The following is a 20,552-nucleotide window of genomic DNA, read 5'->3' on the forward strand; positions in this document are numbered from 1 at the left end:
CGATGGCCAATGGCAGCACTGCTCAGCCTTCAGGAACGTGAAGACCTTCGCTCAACCTTGACGCGGTGGCAGGTGGGGAATGAACGCCTCAAACGCCAGTGGCAGTTCAGCGACTTCAGTGAGGCATTCGCCTTCATGACCAGGGTTGCCCTCTTGGCGGAATCAAAACAGCACCATCCCAACTGGAGCAATGTCTACAACCGAGTGACGATCGAACTAACCACCCACGACCTGGGAGGACTCAGCAATCTGGATGCAGAGCTTGCTCGGTCCATCGACGCCCTGCATTGAGCCGCTGCCAAAATGGAATAAGGCAGGGGATTTTTCTATGACAACCAGCGTGAAGCGAGCCGCAGTGCCGGTGACGATTCTCACTGGCTTTCTCGGAGCAGGGAAAACAACACTGTTGAACCACATCCTGAGCAATCAGGAGGGTCTTAAAACGGCTGTTCTTGTCAATGAATTTGGGGAAATCGGAATCGACAATGAGTTGGTGGTCAGCACCAATGAGGACATGGTCGAACTGAGCAACGGGTGCATCTGCTGCTCGATCAACGGCGAGCTGCTGGAGGCCGTGGACCGAATCCTCAACAGACCCAAACCCGTCGAATACCTTGTGGTTGAAACCACGGGTCTGGCAGATCCACTGCCCGTCGCAATGACATTCCTCGGCAGCGAGCTACGTGATTCAACGAGGCTGGATTCAATCATCACCTTGATTGACGCTGAGAACTTCGGAGCAGAGGCCATTGCCAGCGAAGTCGGACGATCGCAGGTGATCTATGGCGACATCCTGATGCTCAACAAGACCGATCTTGTCGATGAAAATCGCGTGAAGGACGTCGAACAACAGCTACGTGACGTCAAGAAAGATGCGCGCATCCTCCACTCAGTGAAGGGAGATGTGCCGCTTCCCCTCCTGCTGAGCGTGGGTCTGTTCGAATCCGACCGGGTGGTGAACGAAGGTCATGACGATGGGCACAGCCATGACCACGGGCACAGCCATGACCACGGGCACAGCCATGACCACGGGCACAGCCATGACCACGGGCACAGCCATGACCACGGGCACAGCCATGACCACGGGCACAGCCATGACCACGGATCCGCTGATCATCTGGCCATCGAAGGCTTCACATCACTGTCCTTCTCAAGCAGTGATCCCTTTGATCTCAGAGCCTTTCAGAATTTTCTCGACAATCATTTACCTGAAAGCGTTTTTCGAGCGAAAGGAATTCTCTGGTTCAAGGAAAGCGAGCGACGTCATGTGTTCCACCTAGCTGGCAAACGGTTCTCAATCGACGACAGCGACTGGAATGGAGCCCGCAAGAACCAACTGGTCTTGATCGGTCGTGGACTCGACCATGACTCACTGAGACATCAGCTCCAGGAGTGCGTTGTCGTGCCTACTGATCAGTAAGTGGAGCTGAAGTTGCCCCGTATCCAAAAAAGATGATTAGGGTGGCATTCGATGAGGAGAGGGCATGGTTGAAGTTCTCGCGGCAGGTGGTTTGTTGATGGCTCTGGCGCTTGCCTTCTGGCTACTGCTTGATTCTGATGACGACAATGGCGGTGGTGGCTTGATGGAGCCGGCACTCGTGCCGATCCCGGTTCGTCGCAACGATCGCTGAACAGCAAGCTTTAAGTTGCTTTCACCTTTAGAACCCTCACCCGGCGTGAGGGTTTTTTGATGCACGCGTCCTGGTTATTGAATACCCTTCTCAAAACGACTTCTTTGTGTGTCTTCCCAGCCTTCCTTCCTCTACACATCGAATTCGTTCCGGCTGGAGAGCCTCACCCCTGCTGGCTTCAAGGAACAGAACCGAAAGCCTGCTGACCCCCTGATCACCAGTTATTACAAGTCATACGAGCTTGAACAGCGATAGATCCTTCATGGCAGATCCTCTGGAGCGAGGAGTTCTCGCCCGTGCGCGCAGCTTGGTCTCAGGCCGCTTTTTGCTGGTGGCCGGAGCCGTAACGATTGCGTTCCTTGCTCTGCTTCCTGTCATCGGTTTGCTAGGTGAAGGACTTAGCGGCGTGAGCAACGGCAATGCCAGCCTCAGACCGGATGGTCTGCTCCAGATCCGCGGAACTGTGTTGCTGCTGTTGGGCACCAGCCTGATGGGAGGCGTGATCGGAACCGCCAACGGCTGGCTGCTGGCGAACTGCCGTTTCCCAGGCCGGCGCTGGCTGCGAATTGCCCAGCTGCTACCACTGGCTAATCCGTCGTATCTACTGGCGGCGACTCTTGTGGATATCGGCAGTCTGGAAGGAATCACCATCAACGGGATGGGATGGGGAATCGTGGTGATGTCGCTGACCACCTACCCCTACGTCTTCCTGTTAAGCACAGAAAGCTTCACCATCTGCGGACGCCGGCAACTGGAAGCCTGCCGTTCGCTGGGAGTGGGTCCTTGGAACAGTTTCCGGCGGATTGCACTGCCCATGGCACTGCCGGCGATCGGTGCTGGCATTGCCCTTATGGGCATGGAGGTTTTGAATGAATATGGCGCCGTGCAACTGCTCGGCATTCCCAGTCTTTCGGCTGGAATTATCGAGGCCTGGAGAATCGAGGGCAATCCCGCTGGTGCTGTGGGTCTTGCTCTGATCACTCTCTGCATCGTGATGTTGCTTCTATTCGGCGAACGCAGACTGCGCAGCCGCAGCCGCCGCTGGTCTGAAGGAGTTGCAGGAGGAGAGTCTCCTGCATGGATGCTGAGCGGCGGTCGGGCCTTTGCAGCCCAAATACTGGGAGCTGTTCCTCCCCTGATCACGCTTGGCATTCCACTGTTGTGGGGCGCAATGAACTGGCAGCAGTTGGCCACCGGCCTGACACCCGAATTGCTGCTGCTCACCCTGCGCACTTTGGGCCTCGCACTGGCAGCGACCCTGCTGGCGGGCCTGGCCGCAATGTTGCTGGCCATTGCCAAACGCTGGAGTCCTGCCAAATGGCTCAGAGGTGTGACTTTTCTGGCGGGTATGGGCTACGCCATTCCAGGGGCAGTTCTGGCTTTGGCTCTGCTGGTGATCGGCGGACCCTGGCAGCTCTCTCCAATTCTTCTCCTGCTCTGGGGATACAGCGATCGCTTCCTCGCAGTGAACAAGGGTGGCATTGATGCAGCGCTGGAACGACTCTCCCCCAGCCTTGACGAAGCAGCAACAGGGCTGGGCTTGCGATGGCCGGCCGTGCTCAGGAGGGTTCATCTGCCGCTTCTACGAGGCCCGATCCTTGTTGGCAGCCTGCTGGTGTTCGTGGACACCGTGAAGGAACTGCCGCTCACATTCGCGCTGCGACCTTTTGATTTCGACACGCTTGCTGTGAGAGTTTTTCAGTACGCAGGTGATGAACGACTCGCCGCTGCGGTTTGGCCTGCACTGATGATCCTGATCCTCGGCCTGATTGCTTCATCAGCTCTGGTGCCCCGATTGGATCGTGATACGGAGTAGAGGTCGGGATCAGAAGGCGAAACGATTGGGCACACAATCCGGCCCACGCTGCGGAGCCAGAACCGACAGCCAGCTGCTCTGAAAAGGATGAAAACCATCATCACTCACCAGCAGCAGAGGAATTCGTCCGTCTCGCATCGCTGGCCCCCAGGCCATCCCCTCCCAGTTGGCTGGTGGCAGACCATTGGCCAGCAGATCCCAGCTTTGCAACGCTTGAATCGGCGGAGCCGAAGGTGAATCACTTCCTGGTAGACGCAGAATCTGGAGATGGGCAGACCACCCTGCAGGCAAGTCAAAACTGCGCAGTAGCACCAGAACTGCTGGGCCTTCTCCCACGGCCAGCAGTTCGGTCAAGCCCAGCTTGCGAATTGCCGCAGCACCCGCGGGTCCGATCTCAACCCCCCCATGGGGCTCAAGCCGATGATCTGCACCGATGCGCAAACGAGCGAACCGCACCCAGTCCTTGCCCTGCTGAGCCTTGTCCTGAATCAGTGGGGCCTCGGCTGCCATGACCAGATCACCGGATGCCATTTGCGTGAGAGCTTCAGGCCCTTTGTTGGCAGCAAGGCCCTGCCCCCCTCTCTCTTGCCAGGAGCCAAGTAGAGGAACCTCGCTCTGCAGGCGTCCATTCAAGAGGTTGTAACTCTGAAGTCTTGCCCTTCTTTCTGGGCGTCGGCGCCCCTCGCTGACAATCCAGATCTGCTGGCCAATAAGCACCAGCCCCTCACCATCAAATTCAGCCTGCAGAGGTAACCCCTCTCGCCCCCTCAACAGCAGACGTCGACCACCTTGCAGGGATGCCTGCTCACCTTTCAGTAGGCGGCTGAGACCAGTGAAAGACACCAAGTAGCCCCTGGTTGCGTCGCTCAGCAACCAGAGACGGTCCTCCTTGCGCTGATAGGCCACAGCAGAGAAGCCACCAACACGATCTCCATCCAACCCTCTGTCTGGGAGTTCAATGTTGCGAATCAACTCCCAGCCAGCTGCCAGAGGGCATGGAAGTGCCAGTGCTGGCGATGGCAAAGCTGGCAAGGCTGCGGCCATCATGTTTTTAGGTACCAAGGTCGATTGGAACATCATCACCACAGCAACGTCCACGACCACGTCCACGACCACGACCACGGCCACGACCACGGCCACGGCCCACAAAGTCGACAAGCATTCCGCTGGACGGTTCTGCTCAATGCCAGCCTGAGTGGCTTGCAGATCGCCGTGGGAATTGCCTTCGGATCGATCGCATTGATCGGCGATGCCCTACACAACGTCGGCGACGTGATGGGACTCCTGCTGGGCTGGGGAGCGGAGAGCCTGAGCCAGAAACCTGCCAGGGGGCGGTTTAGTTATGGCTTCGGCCGCTCCACCCAGCTGGCAGCCGTCGCCAACGCCGTTTTAATCCTGATGGCCTCCGCCGTGGTCTGCGTGGAGTCCATCCAGCGGTTCCGACAACCGGAGCTTGTAGTGGCATGGCCGGTCGCCATTGCCGCAGGCGCTGGCCTTGTCGTGAACCTGGTCTCCGCCCGCCTGTTCGGTTCAGATCACCATGGTGATCTGAACCGCCGAGCTGCTGCTCTTCACCTGCTCGGGGATGCAGCGGTCTCAGCGGCGGTGCTGCTGAGCGCCTTGGTGACCTCCATCACCCGCTGGACATGGATTGATCCCCTCACAGGTCTTGGAGTCGGCCTAAGCGTGGGATGGCTGGGGATCATGTTGTTGCGCGATGGCCTCGCCGAGCTGATGGATGAAGTTCCCCATCGGATTGATCCAGCCGCCGTTTTGGCCGATCTGCAAGCAATGCCAGGGGTGCAGGGAGTCCATCATCTGCATATTTGGTCCATCGGTGGAACGCGTGTGGCCCTTACTGTTCACCTGCAGAGGGATGCATGCCTGAGCGATCAGGATCCCGAGCTACTGAGCGGGGTTCGCCAGGCAATGCACCACAAAGGCATCGAGCACTGCACAGTTCAGCTTGAGGAGCTTGATGAAGACTGCGGAGAATCACTCAGCTGAGTTACGCGCAGGGCGATCACACGATCCATTTTCACTCCTGCCGCAGCCAGCAGATCCGCAAGAGTGACCACGAGGCGATAACTGAGTGCCACGGCGAGGAGTGCTGCCTCCGGCACGGAAGAACCCAGGCGCAGCAGCAGAACCGCCTCGAATACACCAAGCCCCCCTGGAGCAGCGGGAACCACAAGCCCTGTGGCCCAGGCCAGGGCAAAGGCTGCCATCCAGCTGCCCATCGGCAGCACCGGGGTCAGCCCAAAGACCTGAATGCAGCACCAAAAACCGGAGAAGCGTGAAGCGATGAACACCAGCTCCGCCATCAGTGGAGCCCAGGGGTAATCCTTGCGGCCACTTCCCAGCTCTTCCAGGGGAGGCAGGGAGGCCAGAGTGGCGTCGGAGCGGTTGAGTTGGCGCAAACGACTGCGTTCAAGCCTGCAAAGCAAGGGCTCTCTCCAGCGTGGAAGCAGGAGCAGAGCAGGCAGGGGCGCCAGCAAGGCCAGTCCGTTCTGCCAACCACCGAAGGGCACCCAGAGCAGGGCCGCCACCGCCATCAACATCGGCTCGAGCAAGACGGACACGAGTGCGGGCCCCGTCCCGATCGAAGGCCCCAAAGCCCGCACACGCTGAAGGAAGTGCCACACCCCGCCGGGCAGGTACTTGAGCAGATTGCTGCTCAGATACAGAGGCAGCAGCGGTATTGAGCCCGTGCCATGTCCCAGCCAATCCACGAGCATCTGCCAAGCGCCCGCATTCACGAGCAAGCTCAGCCAACTGAGGCCGAGGGCCAACACAAGCCACCACCAGCCTTGCGTTGTGATCGACAGCGAGCGCAGTCCCACGGCATGACCAGCCAGCGCCCAGCCCACAAATCCAAGCGTTAGCAGGGTGATCCACAGCTTCAGCCCTCCCGGGAGCTTCAGTGAAGGCAGGGATCTGAAACGCTTCAGCATGTCCACTCCTGCTCCGGATTGAACGGAAGCCTCTCTTGTGAAAGCTTCTGCCACAAAGTCTCCGGAGAGAGTCCAGCCCGATGTGCGAGTTGCTGAAGAGCATCCCGCTCGGGCTTCACGGACTGAGTTCCATCTGGCTTCAACATTTGCTTGGCCGCCAGCTCACCCCAAGGAGTGCTGAGAACGCCTCGACGCCGGGGAAGCACCCAGCGCCCCTGACGCCGCTCGCGCAATCCCAGGGTTGGACTATCCCTCCACCAGATCAGGCGCAGGTCCGCTGCCTGCTCGGGCAGCACCAGAGCCGTGACGGCAGTTCCTGGACGCCCCTTCTTCATCTGCAGCGCAGAACAGGCCACATCCAAAGCACCTGCATCACGCAGCTGCTGAATCAGCCATGCCAAGGCTTCAGCCGAAACATCGTCAATCCAGGCTTCCTGAACAGTCAGCTCCTGCCAACGGGGCTGGTTGGATGCAGTGGGCGCCTGGGGATGCTGACGGATGAGGCGCAGCAGGTTGGGACGGTCCAGCTGACGATGGCCCAGGCCAGTTCCGATTGCCTCGGGAGCTAACTGTTCTGGCCATCCAAACCCATCTGCCAGCACAGCCATCAGAGCCAGACCTGTCGGAGTTGTCAGCTCAGCTTCCGGCCAGTCATCGCCCCAGCGCAGTTCCACAACATGACGTCGCGCCAGTTCGAGTACTGCTGGAGCAGGGACTGGCAGCAGGCCGTGAGCCGTAGCAACTCCGCCCCGGCCTGCTGGAGGAGGAACGCACCAGAGCGAGATCGGATTGAGATGCTCGATGGCAGCACAAACCCCAACCACATCCACAAGGCTGTCAATGGCTCCAACTTCATGGAAATGCACCTCTTCAGCGGCGATGCCGTGCACGGCTGCCTCGGCTTCAGCGAGTGCGGTGAACACCGACAACACCTTTTCGCGCAATAAGGGAGAGAGCGCAGCAGTAAGGATCCTTTGCCGCAACTCCCCCCAGTGGCGATGAGGCGGATGTTCCTCCCGTAACTCAACATCCAGTCGCAGGCCCCGCAAACCTCCGTTGCGCGCCTCCTCGACTCGAAGGCCATAACTGTTCTCAAACCCCAGAGCGCGCAGCGGCGCGTGAATCACTTCTGGGGAAACCCCCAAATCCAGACAGGACGCCAGCAACATGTCCCCAGCTAGGCCCGTCGGGCAATCCACCACGTAGGAGGCGGCAACGCCAGGCTTCATGCCACCTCCGGATCAAGGCCCTCCAGCAGCCTGTCAGCGACTGCATCCAGATCATCAAGACGCTTCCTCAGCAACTGCTCCACCTCACGTCGAGCACGTCGCTGTTCTCGTTGTGCGGTTTCCACATCCTGACCTGACAATCCCCAGATCCTGCCCAGCAGCGCCCGGTCATCAGCCCCTCCCCGGGCCGATCCCTCGAATAGGGTTTCTGCCACCATTCCCGCCTGAAGGACACGGCTCCAGCGGCGCAGATCCTCCATGGGTAAACGCACCTGATCAGGCAGTTCGAATTCGGTTGCTCCATTGCAACGCAGGCCTGCCTCCAAACAGGGACGGGTACCCACCAGCACGCGCCGCACCTTCATCTCTTCCTCACGCGCAACAAGCCAGTGACCGGCTTCATGGCGTGCCACTCGACGCAGACGCATCCGTCCTCCAGGGAGGGCTTCGGCTAGGAGATGACCACCCATCCCTTCGAGCTGGGAAGCATCGAGGGTGAGACCCAACAAACCACCACCCACCAACAGAGCGATCCAGGCAGGCGATAGCCCAATCAACGGCCCAAACACAGCGAGACCTGTGCAACTGGCCACTGCCAGACCCGCAGTGGTGGTGGAGACGGGAGATGGGTTCATCAGTTGCGAGCCGACCGACTGCGGTCTGTAGGACGGCGGGAGGCACCACCACGTCCCTTGCCACCGCGTGTTGGCATCGGTGCGATCACTTCAGCGGCCTGCACTTCAAGCATCTGTCCTTGGCGACGCACGTCGAGGCTGACGAAATGGCGTAGATGCGCAAGCTCCACATCACCACTGAGCTGCAACTTGAATGGCAAGGGGCGAAAGCCATCCGCTCGTGGCTGCTGACGCACCTTGACAACGACCTCTGAAGCCTCTGGCTTTGTGTAGATGAGCTCGCCCCTGATCGAGAAGTAATCGTCACCTTCAGGCAGCTCATCCAAGGACGCGTCGGTGGTGGCTCCATCTTCATCCGAAGGTGACAGGGTGCTTGGCTCCCAGATTCCAGCAATTTGGAGATGCAACTGGCCTGCCTCTCTGCACCGCGGGTACACCACCCAGAGGTGAGGCTTGCTCATGTCGAGATGACGACGCATCAACGTGAGCATGCGGCCCAAAACAACAGCATCAAGCTCCTGACCATCGGTATCAACCAAATGACCACGGGTGCTCTGATCTTCAGATTCGGGCCGGAACATTCCGCGCACGACGCCGATTGCCCGGTATTGCAGCGGCTCGGTAACCGCGGGAATGGGATGGTCGCGCATCAGATTCAGGGGCATCCACTGGCCCGCGGCAACTCTAGCCAGCTTCGACAAAGACCCTCAGACTGGCGGAGCGTTCCCACAACACAGTGCCGGGCTACGGGCGTGCAGTAACAAAAACTCTGGCCAGGGTTGGTGCAGTTGCAGGGTTGTGTGTGGTCGCCGGCTGGATGGTGACCCATCTCTGGAATGAAACTCACTCTTCGACCACCAACCAGAAACATTCATCCCATAGACAAGTCTCAGGTCTGGAGATTCTCAAAACTCAGGTTCAGAACCATCCGCGCGACTGGCGCTGGTCAGTGTTGCTGGCTCGCGCGCAGTATGAGGACGGAGACCGAGAAGCAGCCATCCGCACCTTGAAGCCATTGCAGCTCCTGCACCCCGATCGGCTCGAAGTGATGACCTTCTGGGCTCTGCTCGCAAGGGAAACCGATCAGGGTGCAGAGCCAATCAAGCGCCTGAACGAACGGTTTAAATCTCTGCCGGCTGGACGTCGGTTGAAGATGGGTTTGCTGTTGGCCGATCTGCAGCGCTTGTCCGGGGATTTAAAAAACGCTTCTGATCGCTATCGCAACCTGATCAATGACAACCCCCAACGACCAGAACCCTTGCTGGCGTTTGCCCTACTAAAAAAAGATCAGGGTCAAGCGGACGATGCCATCGCTCTGCTCAGAAAAGCCAGGACACTGAACAAAAACCTGGCACCAACAAGCACTGATCTACAGACACTTGAACTGCGCTGGGCTCTCGAAGCGGCACGGAACAAACCAGCCAAGTCAGGCCTTAAGGCTGTGACAACTCCCTGAGAGCCTCATCAATCGCATCAACTGGATCGGTGGCATCGTTCATGGAAGTCGCCTGACGCAGAGACCTCATCAATTCCATGGGGTTCGAGACATCCAGCACCGAGCCCTTCTTTTTACCCCCCCCGGGAAGTGTGTTGTAAATATCGCGATCCTCGTTGCGCTCAATCACGCTCGGCTGTGAAAGCGTGGTCTGTGACTGAGCTGCAGGGCCAACCAGAAGCAGTGCGCTGCAGAAGGCGAACGCAAGACCGGAGGTCACGCGGAGCGATTGCATGGGATCAAATGCTCAGTTGCGGTCGATGCTAAGGGTCTCCAATCATTTGCATCAGGGTCTCCGTGCAGATCGCGAGCTGGAATGTCAATTCGATTCGCACTCGACTGGATCATGTCATCCGCTGGTTGGAGCAGAGCGGCGTGGATCTGCTGGCCCTGCAGGAGACCAAGGTTGATGATCCGCTCTTTCCGCTCGAGCCCTTCCAATCAAGGGGATACAACGTGAGCTTCCATGGTCAGAAGTCGTACAACGGAGTGGCCCTGATCAGCAGGCATCCCTTGGAGGACGTGCGCATGGGATTCATTGGAGAACTGAAGGCTGATCCTGAAACTGAAGAGCTGGGTCAGCAGAGGAGGGTGATCAGTGCTCTGGTCGATGGGATCAGGGTGGTCAATCTCTACGTGCCCAACGGTTCCAGCCTCAAATCTGAGAAATACGGCTACAAATTGAACTGGCTTGCATGCCTGGCGAGGTACCTGCGGGCAGCCCAAACAAGGGATGAGCCCCTCTGCGTTGTGGGTGATTTCAATATCGGACCTGAAGCCAGAGACCTACATGACCCCGATCGTCTCAGCGGGGGAATCATGGCTTCAGATGCCGAGCGCAATGCCTTAGCCCAGGCGCTTGGCGATGATCTCAAGGACGCCTTCCGCCTGTTCGAATCGGGTAGCGGCCACTGGAGCTGGTGGGATTACCGCAGCGGTGCATGGAACCGTGACAGCGGTTGGAGAATTGATCACATCTATCTGAGCTGCGATCTGCAGGAGCTTGCACTCAGCTGCAAGATCGACAAAAGGGAGCGTGACCGAGAGCAACCCAGTGACCACGCACCTGTGGTTGTTGACCTCTCCTGGGAGCTGGAGGAGGAGTCCGATGATGATCAGTACTCCTTAGTCGCTGATTGAAGCCACTGCAGAGGGCAACGGCTGTTCAAAAGCTCTCTTGCTCGGCCTAAAGCAAGGGTCCAGATCAGTTCATCCTCGATCCGTCACAGTCTTAAACAAGTCGTTCTTACCCGACTCAGACAAAGCTGCACAAGGCTGGAAATCGGCTCAGATCCAGCGTGGACGCTGTCCAGACATGGACGGATGAGGGTTTAAAACACGATGCCGATGCTGGTATCACAAGTTCCGGAATCCCCGCTTCGTACAAAGATCAGCCGTTTTGGCACGTTCTTGGGTCAAGATGTGGCACGGTTTGCATCGGCCCCTTGGCATCCGCCCCCGTGACAGCACCAAGCTTGAACACCAGTCGCTCCCAGGAGCTGTTCAGTGCCGCCCAGGCTCTGATGCCTGGTGGCGTGAGCTCCCCAGTGCGTGCATTCAAATCTGTGGGTGGCCAGCCGATCGTCTTCGATCGGGTCAAGGGCGCCTACGCCTGGGACGTTGATGACAACAAATACATCGATTACATCGGAAGTTGGGGGCCTGCAATCTGTGGCCATGCCCATCCCGAAGTCATCAGTGCGCTTCAGGAAACGATCGAGAAAGGCACCAGCTTCGGAGCCCCTTGCGCTCTCGAGAACACCTTGGCCGAGATGGTGATCGATGCCGTTCCGAGCGTGGAGATGGTCCGCTTCGTGAACAGCGGCACAGAAGCCTGTATGGCCGTCCTACGGCTGATGCGCGCCTTCACAGGCCGCGACAAAGTGATCAAGTTCGAAGGTTGCTACCACGGCCATGCGGACATGTTTCTGGTGAAGGCCGGTTCCGGTGTGGCCACCCTCGGCCTGCCTGACTCACCTGGGGTGCCTCGTAGCACCACCGCCAATACCCTCACTGCGCCGTACAACGATCTGGAGTCGGTCAAACAGCTGTTCGCTGAAAACCCTGATGCCATTTCAGGTGTGATCCTTGAGCCCATCGTTGGCAATGCCGGGTTCATCCAGCCTGAGCCTGGTTTTCTCGAGGGTTTGCGGGAACTCACGAAGGAGAACGGCGCACTGCTTGTCTTTGACGAGGTCATGACGGGCTTCCGCATCAGTTACGGCGGTGCGCAGGCCCACTTCGGTGTCACCCCTGATCTCACCACCATGGGCAAAGTGATTGGTGGGGGTTTACCTGTAGGGGCCTACGGAGGACGACGGGAGATCATGGAGATGGTGGCTCCTGCGGGCCCCATGTACCAGGCCGGCACACTGAGCGGAAATCCCCTCGCCATGACAGCTGGGATCAAAACGCTTGAGCTTCTGAAACAGCCCGGTAGCTACGAAAAACTCACCGCCACCACTGAGAAACTGGTAGCTGGCATCCAGGAGGCAGCAACCTCTGCCGGCCTTCCGATCACGACCGGGAGCGTGAGTGCCATGTTCGGCTTTTTCTTGTGCGAGGGGCCTGTGCGCAACTTCGAAGAGGCGAAGGCAACGGATGCTGAACGCTTTGGAAAATTGCATCGCGCCATGCTTGAACGAGGCGTTTACCTGGCTCCATCAGCCTTCGAAGCCGGTTTCACCTCTCTAGCCCATTCGGATGCGGACATCGAAGCCACGATTAAGGCGTTCCGTGAAAGCTTCGCTGCTGTCGCCTGAATTCTGAATCAGGCTCGTCTCTATGCCACATCCCAGCATCGGCGTGGCGACCCAGCTCAGAAAGGCGTTAATCGGACTGACCCTCGTGGTCGCTTCACTGCAGGGGTCTCCCAGCCGCGCAGGCCCACTGCAGACATGGTTGGAGCTGCCTGAATGGATCGATCTCAGCATCGACTACACGGCAGAGCCAATGGCAGGCATCACCGGTGGTGCCAATCCTTCAGCCGCGAGCTGGTATCAGGCTGTGGTGCTCGATTTATCCCTGAGCAGCGGTTTTGGCAAGAGCCAGCAGGATTGGGATGAACTGGACCACTGGCAGCTCAATGTGCAGCTGACCAATGATGCCGGCAACCCCGATCTGAATACGGATTTGGGATCCGCTTTCACACTGCAGACCCTGGTGAATCCTGTAGGGACCTGGATCACCGAAGCCTCGGTTGTCAGAAATCGCGGTGAAAGCTGGTGGCAAGCAGAGCTTGGGGTGATGTCGCTGGATCCAGTTATGGCTGGAGAACCAGGCTTTATTTCTGCTCCTGCCATGGGCAGTTACATCAGCTCAGTCCTCAACAACACCTTAAACCTGCTGATTGTGGGAGTACCGATTGATCCCTTCGTAGCACCTGGAGTTAAATTTCAGGCTTATTCAGAATCTCTTGGTTCACTGGAGTATGCCTACTTCTACCTGAATCCTCAGACCAGTATTGCGGCAAGCCTTGGTGTTGATCCAGGAATCCCCAATGTGCAGGGCGGCGCACAGGCTCTGCAATGGACAACCAATCCTCTGCGATCCAGAACTGATCTTTCGGCAGAGATCAATATTCCCAATACGAAAGATACTGTGATCAGACAGTTACCACTGCCTGAAGTTCAGCTCGGTGGCTATTTCTCATCAACTCGCCTCTTAGTCGACAATGCAAATGAGTTGGGAGAAGGAATCAACCGCGGCATTTACGGATCGCTCACTTGGCCTTTTGATCTGCCAGTCGGGCTCGACAATCGAGTCTGGGCTGGTGGCACCGTCAGCTTCGACCCTGCCAATAATCCTTACCCGACCTTTATCGCAGGTGGGTGGCTAAGCCAAGGAATCATTCCTAGCAGACCACTTGATGTGCTTGCACTCGGTCTTGGTCGAACCAGTTTCAGCCCGACCATCAACCCTGGGCTGAGTTATGAGGGCACAATCGAATTGAATTATTCGTTTTATGTTTCAGAGATTTTGCAAATTCAGCCAGTGATGCAATGGATTATCAATCCAGGTGGAGAGGGCAAAGTTCCAGGCATCTGGGCCGGAGGCGTGCAAATCAATTTGAGTCTTTAAAAGTCAGCGATAGTTCTCAAACTGAAGCGGCACATCCAGCTCGTCTTCTCTTGAACGTAATAACTGAATCACCTGCTGGAGATCATCCTTGCTCTTACCTGTCACTCTGAGACTGTCACCTTGAATGGCCACGGTGACTTTCTTGAGCTCGTCACGCACCATCTTGCTCATTTTCTTGGCAAGTTCCTGACTGAGTCCCTTCTTCAATTGAACAGTCTGCTGCACACGATTACCACCCACCGACTCCGCCGGCTGGAAATCAAAGATCTTCAAAGAGAGATTTCTTTTTGTCGCCTTGGCTCGCAGAATATCTTCAACAGCTTGAAGGGTCATATCACTGGCCGTAGTGATCACAATCGCGGTGTCTTCAAGATCGATCTCTGTACCAGAATCCTTAAGGTCATAACGCTGAGAAACGTCCCTACGAACTTGATCAAGCGTATTCACCAACTCCTGACGGTCAAAATCAGAGACCACATCAAATGAATACGAAGCCATTGAACAATCGTTAGTGGTTGAAGGTTAGCAATGCTCTTGAAGCCACTCTCAACAGGAGATCTGACAACAGACGGATAGCCAGAGAAGCGTCATCTTCAATCAGCAACCCCGTTCCAAACCCCGCTTCAGGCAGCCAGAAGGAAGACGGACGCAGACGACTTAGTGATCCAGTCGGATTAACCGCGTCGATCGAAAGTCGATCACTATCGTTTCAACCGCGATTGCCTTGATTGTGTTCATCACGGACCTTCTCACCCAGACACCCTCGGCGCCCTATGCCTTGTCGCTCGTGTTCTCGGGAGCTGTAGTGATCGCCAGCATCATTCCCCTGGGTGCTGCCCGTTCACAGGCTGATTTCACCCTCGACGACATGAAGGCTCCCAGGGCCATGTTCGACCGTCTTCCCGAGTGGGGGAAACGGGCTAGCTGGGCGCATCAGAACAGCTTTGAAGCGTTCAGCCTGCATGCTCCAGCAGCACTTCTAGCCCTGATCGCCGTGCTTCAGAGCGGACCACTTCAAGGGCTTGCCATTCCCGCAGCGTTGCTCCAGCCCGTACTGCGTCTGATTTATCTGCCGGCCTATGTGGCCAATGTTCCGCCCCTGAGAGGACTGTGCTGGGCCGGCGCCCTAGTTTGCACCGGCATCCTCTACATCGAGGGAGTCAAAGCTCTGCTGATCACTTAACTCTTGCCCTGCTGAAATTGCTTCAGGGCTGCAAGCAGTGATGCAGGCGACTGGGGATCCACCATCAGCACGCTGCCGGCTGGCGAGTCGGCCATACGCTGCCCCATGGCCATCCAGGTCTCAGCAAGCATCAGCCGAACAGCCTCTTCCGCTTCCGGGCTCTCGGACAGTGCCCTGGCCATGACGCGTGCCGCTTCGGACTTCGCTTCAGCCATTACACCTTGCTGCTTGGCCTGAGCTTCAGCCTCAAGCAGGATTGCCTCCTTCTGGGCACGGGCATCAAGAACGAGAGCCTCCGCACGGCCTCGCGCCTCATTCAATTGGGCTTCCTTTTCTCCCTCGGAACGCAGAATCGCAGCTCGCTTTTCCCGTTCGGCAGTCATCTGAGCCTCCATGGCCTGCTTGACTCCCGGAGATGGGTTGATGTCGCGCATTTCAACGCGGGTTACTTTCACTCCCCAGGGATCGGTTGCTTCATCAAGTTCCTTCAGCAGAAGCTCATTGACTTCACTGCGGGTTGTAAAGGTCTGGTCAAGATCCAGCTTGCCCATCTCGGCACGAATCTGGGTCAACACCAGGTTCACCATCGCTGCCTGCAGATTGTCAACGGCGTAATACGCCTGGGAATGCTCAAGCAACTGCCAATACACCACCGCATCGACCTCGATAGAAACATTGTCTCGGGTGATGCAGAGCTGGGGGGGAATATCTAGCACCCGTTCTTTCAGTGACTCGTGACTCACCACGCGTTCGACCACTGGAATCACGACAGAAAGCCCAGGTTGCAGCTCACGGTCGTACTTGCCGAGCCGCTCAACGAGACGCGAACGCCCCCCGCTGGTGACCTTGACGCTGCCACTGCCAAGAAGTGCGATCAGGATCAGTGCAGGCAGGCTCAGCAGCGCTTCCATGACGATTCGATGTCTGAGGCGACGCTAGTCCCCAAAGTGAGACGAACAAGCCACCTGTCATGCCACCTGTTTGGAGTCCTTTGATCTGGTTGCTGGTGGCAGGCGTGCTGCTGATCGTGGAGCTCATGCAACCCAGTTTCGACGGGCTGATGTTCGCCGTCCTGGCAGGTCTTGTCGTGTCTGTGCTGACGGCCTTGCTGCCGCTGCAGGTCTGGATTCAGATCATGCTGTTCAGTCTCATCACCTTGCTGGGAACGCTTTGGCTGAGCCGCTGGTCTGCCCAACGCAATCCAAGACCGGGACGTCGACGCTTAAAGGACGACACAGCCGAGGTGCTTGCCACGATTCAGCCCGGAGGAGAAGGCAGGGTTCGCTGGCATGGTCAAAGCTGGGCGGCCAGCTCACTGGATGTGGAGACTCCCCTTCAGGCTGGAGATCGCGTGCTTGTGATCAGCAGGGAGGGCACCCGGCTCAAGGTTCTGCCGACCCCGCCTTCGCCCTGAGCTTCAATCGAAAAACAGCAGACTGACGACCTTCCCCATATCCTCGGCATTCCGACAGCTGGCAAGAAGTGTTTCGCTGTCATGGAAGGCCAGGCAGATCAGTTGATCACAACGGCTAATGATGTCCTGATTACAGAGGCTGCTTGCCATTGGCAAAGGCAGATCGTCGTGCTCAGGCTTTTCGATCAGATGTAGAACACTCTCCAACTGATCGCGGATCTCAGGCGCCTGACGACTGAGACTCTGAGGCAAAAGAACAGTGAGCTTGGAGGCATCGACGGCTAGAACGCCTCTAATTACTGCAGCATTGACCCCCTGCGCGCCTGAGGTGACCAAAGAGTGGCCTTCCTGAGCAAGCGATCGGGCGATCAGCTCGATCAGATGGATGGCGACCACAGGAACATGGCGGCTGCCGAGGATGGCAATCCTCCGCGCTCCCTTGTCCTGGAGCAAGGCCAATTCCTGCGCAAGGGTGTCCACCCTGTCCATTGCAGGAAGATCAAGGGATCGGCTCAATGACTACCTGCGAGCGTTCCTAGAAGCTAGCAGCGGTGAACCCTGTCGGGACCATCACTTTGAGCCGATCGCAAGGTGCTCCAGTCCCACGGCGCTAAGCAAGTCCGCAAGACGGCAGTGTTCTTCCACAAGACGGAAGGCGTAAGTCGCTTTCACCGCCTCGTGCAGACGCACGTGACCGAACGCCTGTTCGATCACTTCAACGGTCCCGAGTGTGTCCCTCTCAACTTTGAGCAGGGGCACCTCCAGTTCATCCGCTCGACTGATGAGCTGGGGAAGCGGATCTCCGGCACCCGTCAAAATCAAACACTGCGTAGAAGCCTCCAGGGCTGCCAACTGGATATCGGTGCGATCTGCTCCAGTGACGACGGCCATGTTGCGGCGTCTGCGGAAGAACTCCATCGCTGAGTTCACATTCATCGCCCCAATACTGAGAGTCTCGACCAAGAGGTCGAGTTTCTCCCTGCAGCAGATCACGCGCGCATCAAGCCGACGCACGAGCTCGCCCACTGTGACGCTGCGCAGCAGAGGCGACCGGGGCATCACACCGAACACCTTGATACCAAGGGCCTGCAGAGACGGAACAACATCACGTTCAAGGCTTTCCACATCATCAGGAGTGACTGCATTCAGAACCACACCGCGCAGTCGGTCACCGAGCTGCTGACTGGCGGCCAGCAACGCATCGACGCTGCGACTGTCTTCCCAGAGATGCACGAGCACCACCGGTGCATCGAGATCGCGGGCCAGTTGCACCAGACTCAGTCCGTAGAGCAAACCTTCATGGAGATTACCTGCAGCTTCAAGCAGGGTAACGCCGTTCTCTGACTGCTGAAGGCTGGTCCGGAGTTGTTCAAGCCCCTCACCAGCCGCCAAGGTTCCGTTTGCAAGCCTTCGCTGTGCGGTATTAGGGGAAAGAAGATGCAGGGAAGGGATCAGGTCCTGAGGAGGCAACCCAAGGGTCTCTCCGACAAAACGGACATCGTCATCGATCAACGGTGAGGGCAGAACACCTTGATCAGATTCCCAGTCCAAACTTGTGGCAAGTGGTTTACCGAAAAGGACCCGAATACCAACCGAGCGCAGATGTCTTGCGATCCCGAGCACTAGGGCGGACTTGCCGCTGAAGGGTTCACAGGATCCAATCAGCAGCGTTGAGCCCATCCGGGAAGTCTGAGGTTGATGCCATCAATTTAGGGGGAACCTTCCTCCCCGATCTGCTCGAGCAACAACCACTGCCAGAAGCTGTCCGGCAAATCCTGACGGCCAGCTTCAACGGTTTGCATCAGCCAATCGAGCAGTTGATGCGCGGGGCATCTAAACGAATAGTGCTGATCAGCCCAATCCTGAAAGCGCAATTCACAGCGACACGCCTGCAGCGGAGCATTGGCAGGGCTCCAGCTCAGCTCGTACCGATGGGGCTGAGCGTCACTGCGGGCACGCTGGCCTTCGAAATGGCCCAACGGCAATCGTTCAAGTCCTTGTCGCAGGGCCTGCTCTCTGCGAAGTCCACCGCAGTAAGGAGCGAACAACGCCAATTGAGCGTCTCCGGACGGACTGGACAACGTCATACCGTCGAGCTGTTCCAAGCATGCACCAGTTCACACCCATGGCCCAGCCTGTGCCTAGGACATCTGATTCGAGCTCCATTGCAGAGACCTGGGCAGATCGCAGGGTCGGAATCACTGGCGCAGGGGGTGAACTGGGTCGTGCACTCACGCGCCGGCTCAGACAGAGGGGCGCCTGGGTCGTCGCTCTGAGTCACCGCCACAAGCCAACCGAACTCAACAGCTTGACTGGACCTCAGGAGTGGATCTGCTGGAGCTGCGGAAAGGAGGAGCAACTTGATTCCACCCTGAGGGGTCTTGATCTGCTTGTGCTCAACCACGGCATCAACCCAGGAGGCGATCAGAGCCCCGAGAGCCTCAACAAGGCCCTTGAGGTCAATGCCCTCAGCCAATGGAGACTTCTGCAGCGCTTTGAACAGTTGGAGAGAAACCTGCCGCCAGACAGATGTCCACCGGAACTGTGGGTGAACACATCGGAAGCCGAGATCCAACCGGCGCTGAGCCCTGCTTATGAGCTCAGCAAGCGCTTGATCGGCCAGCTCGTGAGTCTGCGCTGGAGTGCTCCTCGCCAGGAGAGGAACAAACTGCCAAAACTACGCAAACTGGTGCTCGGTCCGTTCCGTTCGGACCTCAATCCGATTGGTGTGATGTCAGCTGATTTCGTGGCAGGTCAGATTCTTTGGCAAGCCGACTTGGGACTGCCGCTGATCATCGTCACCCCCAATCCAATCACTCTGCTGGCGATGCCTTTGATTGAGCTGGGGCGGTTGACCTACAACAGATTTTTGTGGACTAATCGCCGCGATCCGTGAGGATTTCGCAGCCGTCGGATGTCACGACAATCGTGTGCTCCCACTGCGCGGACAGGCTGCCATCGCGAGTGACCACAGTCCAGCGGTCCCTGAGCGTGCGACAGGCTTTGCTGCCGGCATTGAGGATTGGTTCCACCGCGAGGGTCATGCCAGGACGCAATTTGACGTTCGGGAGAACATCCGTTCGGAAGTTGAATACGGAGGGTTCTTCGTGGAGATTGCGGCCTACACCATGCCCCGTGTAGTCCTCCACCACACTGAATCCCCCTTCATGGACACGATCCTCAACGGCTCCAGCGATATCAAGCAACGTGTTACCTGAGCGGATCTGCGCCAGTCCTGCCATCAGTGACTCCTGAGCCACCCTGCTGAGGGTGGCCGCCTGATCACTGACCTCACCGACACAGATGGTGACGCAACTATCGCCGTGATAGCCCTCGAAAAATGCTCCCGTATCCACCTTGAGCAGATCTCCGGCATGAATCACCTTTTTGTTGTTGGGGATGCCGTGCACCACCTCGTTATTGATGCTCGAGCAGATGCTGGCGGGAAAACCGTGATACCCCTTGAAGCTCGGGGTTGCCCCCATTTCTCTGATACGCCGCTCGGCATGGGCATCCAGATCAGCGGTGGTCTGTCCGGGCTCGACCATTTCCATGATCTCCCGAAGCACAGTTGCCACGATGCGACTGGCCTTGGCCATGATTTTTAGCTCTCTCGCCGATTTGATCTCCACGCCCCGACGCTGCTGAATGCGCGGGCCTGTAGCAGTCACGCTGCCGGTTTTGGTCGAGGAAAGCAGGTCAGCGAACAAGTTCATCGGTAATTCCTTCGGGCAGTCCCGACGTCCTGCTGTCACGCTATCAATGGTGACGAGCTAATGCCGGTGGCTCTCTGGATGGCACGACTACGGCGCTGGCACAGCAAAGTGGCGCCTTTGGTTCTTCTGCCGTTGATGACCACAGTCATCACGGGCCTGAGCTACCGAGTCGCACGCGATTGGTTCGGAGTGAGCCGCGACAGCGCCCACTGGCTGATGAGCATTCATGAAGGTGAATGGCTTGGGCCGCAGCTTGAACCGGTGGTGGTGGTGCTCAATGCACTGGGCGTGCTCTGGATGTTGATCACCGGTGGAGGAATGATGTTGCAGTCCTGGAGAAACGCATGGAAGAAACGCTCAGTGGATAGCGGCCCGGCAGGGTAAGCTGGTTGTTTGGCG

The 20,552-nt window shown here is 57.7% G+C and carries 26 protein-coding genes; 14 read left to right on the forward strand and 12 right to left on the reverse strand.

Annotation, left to right across the window (positions count from 1 at the left end):
- Positions 1 to 9: 9 nt before the first annotated feature.
- The 5 genes from DXY31_RS14275 to DXY31_RS14285 all read left to right on the forward strand — a co-directional run bounded on the left by DXY31_RS14275 (position 10) and on the right by DXY31_RS14285 (position 3,447).
- Positions 10 to 291: a 4a-hydroxytetrahydrobiopterin dehydratase gene (locus tag DXY31_RS14275; RefSeq protein ID WP_114994409.1), complete on the forward strand. Its 282-nt coding sequence runs from the start codon at positions 10 to 12 to the stop codon at positions 289 to 291.
- 37 nt (positions 292 to 328) lie between these two features.
- Positions 329 to 1,420 carry a GTP-binding protein gene (locus DXY31_RS14280; RefSeq protein WP_114994410.1) on the forward strand — a complete coding sequence of 364 codons (1,092 nt, stop codon included), beginning with the start codon at positions 329 to 331 and terminating at the stop codon, positions 1,418 to 1,420.
- A 64-nt stretch (positions 1,421 to 1,484) separates the two neighbouring features.
- Positions 1,485 to 1,631 carry a hypothetical protein gene (locus tag DXY31_RS17130; RefSeq protein ID WP_170953724.1) on the forward strand — a complete coding sequence of 49 codons (147 nt, stop codon included), beginning with the start codon at positions 1,485 to 1,487 and terminating at the stop codon, positions 1,629 to 1,631.
- A gap of 108 nt (positions 1,632 to 1,739) precedes the next feature.
- On the forward strand, positions 1,740 to 1,886 hold the full coding sequence (locus tag DXY31_RS17135) for a hypothetical protein (RefSeq protein ID WP_170953725.1): 147 nt from the start codon (positions 1,740 to 1,742) through the stop codon (positions 1,884 to 1,886).
- Between the two features lie 7 nt (positions 1,887 to 1,893).
- Positions 1,894 to 3,447 carry an iron ABC transporter permease gene (locus DXY31_RS14285; protein WP_114994411.1) on the forward strand — a complete coding sequence of 518 codons (1,554 nt, stop codon included), beginning with the start codon at positions 1,894 to 1,896 and terminating at the stop codon, positions 3,445 to 3,447.
- A 9-nt stretch (positions 3,448 to 3,456) separates the two neighbouring features.
- Here the strand turns inward: DXY31_RS14285 and DXY31_RS14290 are convergent, their stop codons facing one another.
- Positions 3,457 to 4,605 (reverse strand): esterase-like activity of phytase family protein, encoded by a 1,149-nt coding sequence (locus DXY31_RS14290; protein ID WP_244279840.1) that lies wholly within the window; start codon positions 4,603 to 4,605, stop codon positions 3,457 to 3,459.
- Between DXY31_RS14290 and DXY31_RS14295 the strand changes: the two genes are divergently transcribed.
- Positions 4,516 to 5,454, forward strand: a complete 939-nt coding sequence (locus DXY31_RS14295) for a cation diffusion facilitator family transporter (protein ID WP_114994412.1) — start codon at positions 4,516 to 4,518, stop codon at positions 5,452 to 5,454. The two genes, DXY31_RS14290 and DXY31_RS14295, sit on opposite strands and share 90 nt — an antisense overlap.
- On the opposite strand, the gene DXY31_RS14300 is transcribed toward DXY31_RS14295, so the two are convergent.
- Genes DXY31_RS14300 through DXY31_RS14315 form a run of 4 tightly spaced genes read right to left on the reverse strand, consistent with a single transcriptional unit; the run spans position 5,409 to position 8,915 of the window.
- Positions 5,409 to 6,401, reverse strand: coding sequence for a lysylphosphatidylglycerol synthase domain-containing protein (locus DXY31_RS14300; RefSeq protein ID WP_114994413.1), 993 nt, complete (start codon positions 6,399 to 6,401; stop codon positions 5,409 to 5,411). The genes DXY31_RS14295 and DXY31_RS14300 overlap by 46 nt on opposite strands.
- Positions 6,395 to 7,630, reverse strand: coding sequence for a nickel pincer cofactor biosynthesis protein LarC (gene larC, locus DXY31_RS14305; RefSeq protein WP_114994414.1), 1,236 nt, complete (start codon positions 7,628 to 7,630; stop codon positions 6,395 to 6,397). Before larC ends, DXY31_RS14300 begins: the two co-directional genes overlap by 7 nt.
- The gene (locus tag DXY31_RS14310; protein WP_114994415.1) at positions 7,627 to 8,265 is read right to left on the reverse strand and encodes a hypothetical protein; all 639 of its coding nucleotides are present in this window, start codon (positions 8,263 to 8,265) and stop codon (positions 7,627 to 7,629) included. The genes larC and DXY31_RS14310 overlap by 4 nt, the downstream gene beginning before the upstream one ends.
- Complete coding sequence (locus tag DXY31_RS14315) at positions 8,265 to 8,915, reverse strand: hypothetical protein (RefSeq protein WP_114994718.1); 651 nt, start codon at positions 8,913 to 8,915, stop codon at positions 8,265 to 8,267. Before DXY31_RS14315 ends, DXY31_RS14310 begins: the two co-directional genes overlap by 1 nt.
- Before the next feature lie 86 nt (positions 8,916 to 9,001).
- Here DXY31_RS14315 and DXY31_RS14320 point away from each other — a divergent pair, with 86 nt between their 5' ends.
- A complete protein-coding gene (locus DXY31_RS14320; RefSeq protein ID WP_114994416.1) occupies positions 9,002 to 9,721 on the forward strand; it encodes a lipopolysaccharide assembly protein LapB in 720 nt (239 codons plus the stop codon).
- Here DXY31_RS14320 and DXY31_RS14325 read toward each other — a convergent pair.
- Positions 9,699 to 9,995 (reverse strand): hypothetical protein, encoded by a 297-nt coding sequence (locus DXY31_RS14325; protein ID WP_114994417.1) that lies wholly within the window; start codon positions 9,993 to 9,995, stop codon positions 9,699 to 9,701. The genes DXY31_RS14320 and DXY31_RS14325 overlap by 23 nt on opposite strands.
- Positions 9,996 to 10,057: 62 nt before the next feature.
- On the opposite strand from DXY31_RS14325, the gene xth reads away from it, so the two are divergent.
- The 3 genes from xth to DXY31_RS14340 all read left to right on the forward strand — a co-directional run bounded on the left by xth (position 10,058) and on the right by DXY31_RS14340 (position 13,840).
- Entirely contained in the window at positions 10,058 to 10,900 is an 843-nt protein-coding gene (xth, locus tag DXY31_RS14330) for an exodeoxyribonuclease III (protein ID WP_114994418.1), read from the forward strand.
- A gap of 320 nt (positions 10,901 to 11,220) precedes the next feature.
- Positions 11,221 to 12,522, forward strand: a complete 1,302-nt coding sequence (gene hemL / locus DXY31_RS14335; protein WP_114994419.1) for a glutamate-1-semialdehyde 2,1-aminomutase — start codon at positions 11,221 to 11,223, stop codon at positions 12,520 to 12,522.
- 22 nt (positions 12,523 to 12,544) lie between these two features.
- Entirely contained in the window at positions 12,545 to 13,840 is a 1,296-nt protein-coding gene (locus DXY31_RS14340; RefSeq protein WP_114994420.1) for a carbohydrate porin, read from the forward strand.
- Positions 13,841 to 13,843: 3 nt separating this feature from the next.
- Here the strand turns inward: DXY31_RS14340 and DXY31_RS14345 are convergent, their stop codons facing one another.
- Positions 13,844 to 14,338 (reverse strand): YajQ family cyclic di-GMP-binding protein, encoded by a 495-nt coding sequence (locus tag DXY31_RS14345; RefSeq protein ID WP_114994421.1) that lies wholly within the window; start codon positions 14,336 to 14,338, stop codon positions 13,844 to 13,846.
- A gap of 232 nt (positions 14,339 to 14,570) precedes the next feature.
- Here DXY31_RS14345 and DXY31_RS14350 point away from each other — a divergent pair, with 232 nt between their 5' ends.
- Positions 14,571 to 15,023, forward strand: a complete 453-nt coding sequence (locus tag DXY31_RS14350) for an MAPEG family protein (protein WP_114994719.1) — start codon at positions 14,571 to 14,573, stop codon at positions 15,021 to 15,023.
- Here the strand turns inward: DXY31_RS14350 and DXY31_RS14355 are convergent.
- Complete coding sequence (locus tag DXY31_RS14355; RefSeq protein WP_114994422.1) at positions 15,020 to 15,934, reverse strand: SPFH domain-containing protein; 915 nt, start codon at positions 15,932 to 15,934, stop codon at positions 15,020 to 15,022. The two genes, DXY31_RS14350 and DXY31_RS14355, sit on opposite strands and share 4 nt — an antisense overlap.
- A 59-nt stretch (positions 15,935 to 15,993) precedes the next feature.
- Here DXY31_RS14355 and DXY31_RS14360 point away from each other — a divergent pair, with 59 nt between their 5' ends.
- Positions 15,994 to 16,437 carry an NfeD family protein gene (locus DXY31_RS14360; protein ID WP_114994423.1) on the forward strand — a complete coding sequence of 148 codons (444 nt, stop codon included), beginning with the start codon at positions 15,994 to 15,996 and terminating at the stop codon, positions 16,435 to 16,437.
- 3 nt (positions 16,438 to 16,440) lie between these two features.
- On the opposite strand, the gene DXY31_RS14365 is transcribed toward DXY31_RS14360, so the two are convergent.
- The 3 genes from DXY31_RS14365 to ebsA are packed head-to-tail and all read right to left on the reverse strand — an operon-like array spanning position 16,441 to position 18,542.
- Complete coding sequence (locus tag DXY31_RS14365) at positions 16,441 to 16,953, reverse strand: DNA recombination-mediator protein A (protein WP_114994424.1); 513 nt, start codon at positions 16,951 to 16,953, stop codon at positions 16,441 to 16,443.
- 54 nt (positions 16,954 to 17,007) lie between these two features.
- A complete protein-coding gene (locus tag DXY31_RS14370; protein WP_114994425.1) occupies positions 17,008 to 18,117 on the reverse strand; it encodes a phosphotransacetylase family protein in 1,110 nt (369 codons plus the stop codon).
- Between the two features lie 29 nt (positions 18,118 to 18,146).
- Positions 18,147 to 18,542 carry a type IV pilus biogenesis protein EbsA gene (gene ebsA, locus DXY31_RS14375; protein WP_244279844.1) on the reverse strand — a complete coding sequence of 132 codons (396 nt, stop codon included), beginning with the start codon at positions 18,540 to 18,542 and terminating at the stop codon, positions 18,147 to 18,149.
- A gap of 2 nt (positions 18,543 to 18,544) precedes the next feature.
- Here ebsA and DXY31_RS14380 point away from each other — a divergent pair, with 2 nt between their 5' ends.
- Positions 18,545 to 19,333, forward strand: coding sequence for an SDR family oxidoreductase (locus DXY31_RS14380; RefSeq protein ID WP_371639494.1), 789 nt, complete (start codon positions 18,545 to 18,547; stop codon positions 19,331 to 19,333).
- On the opposite strand, the gene map is transcribed toward DXY31_RS14380, so the two are convergent.
- Entirely contained in the window at positions 19,314 to 20,153 is an 840-nt protein-coding gene (gene map / locus DXY31_RS14385) for a type I methionyl aminopeptidase (protein WP_114994721.1), read from the reverse strand. The genes DXY31_RS14380 and map overlap by 20 nt on opposite strands.
- Before the next feature lie 60 nt (positions 20,154 to 20,213).
- On the opposite strand from map, the gene DXY31_RS14390 reads away from it, so the two are divergent.
- Positions 20,214 to 20,537, forward strand: coding sequence for a PepSY domain-containing protein (locus tag DXY31_RS14390; protein ID WP_114994426.1), 324 nt, complete (start codon positions 20,214 to 20,216; stop codon positions 20,535 to 20,537).
- Positions 20,538 to 20,552 lie beyond the last annotated feature (15 nt).

Source organism: Synechococcus sp. UW179A (assembly GCF_900473965.1).
Classification (GTDB): domain Bacteria; phylum Cyanobacteriota; class Cyanobacteriia; order PCC-6307; family Cyanobiaceae; genus Synechococcus_C.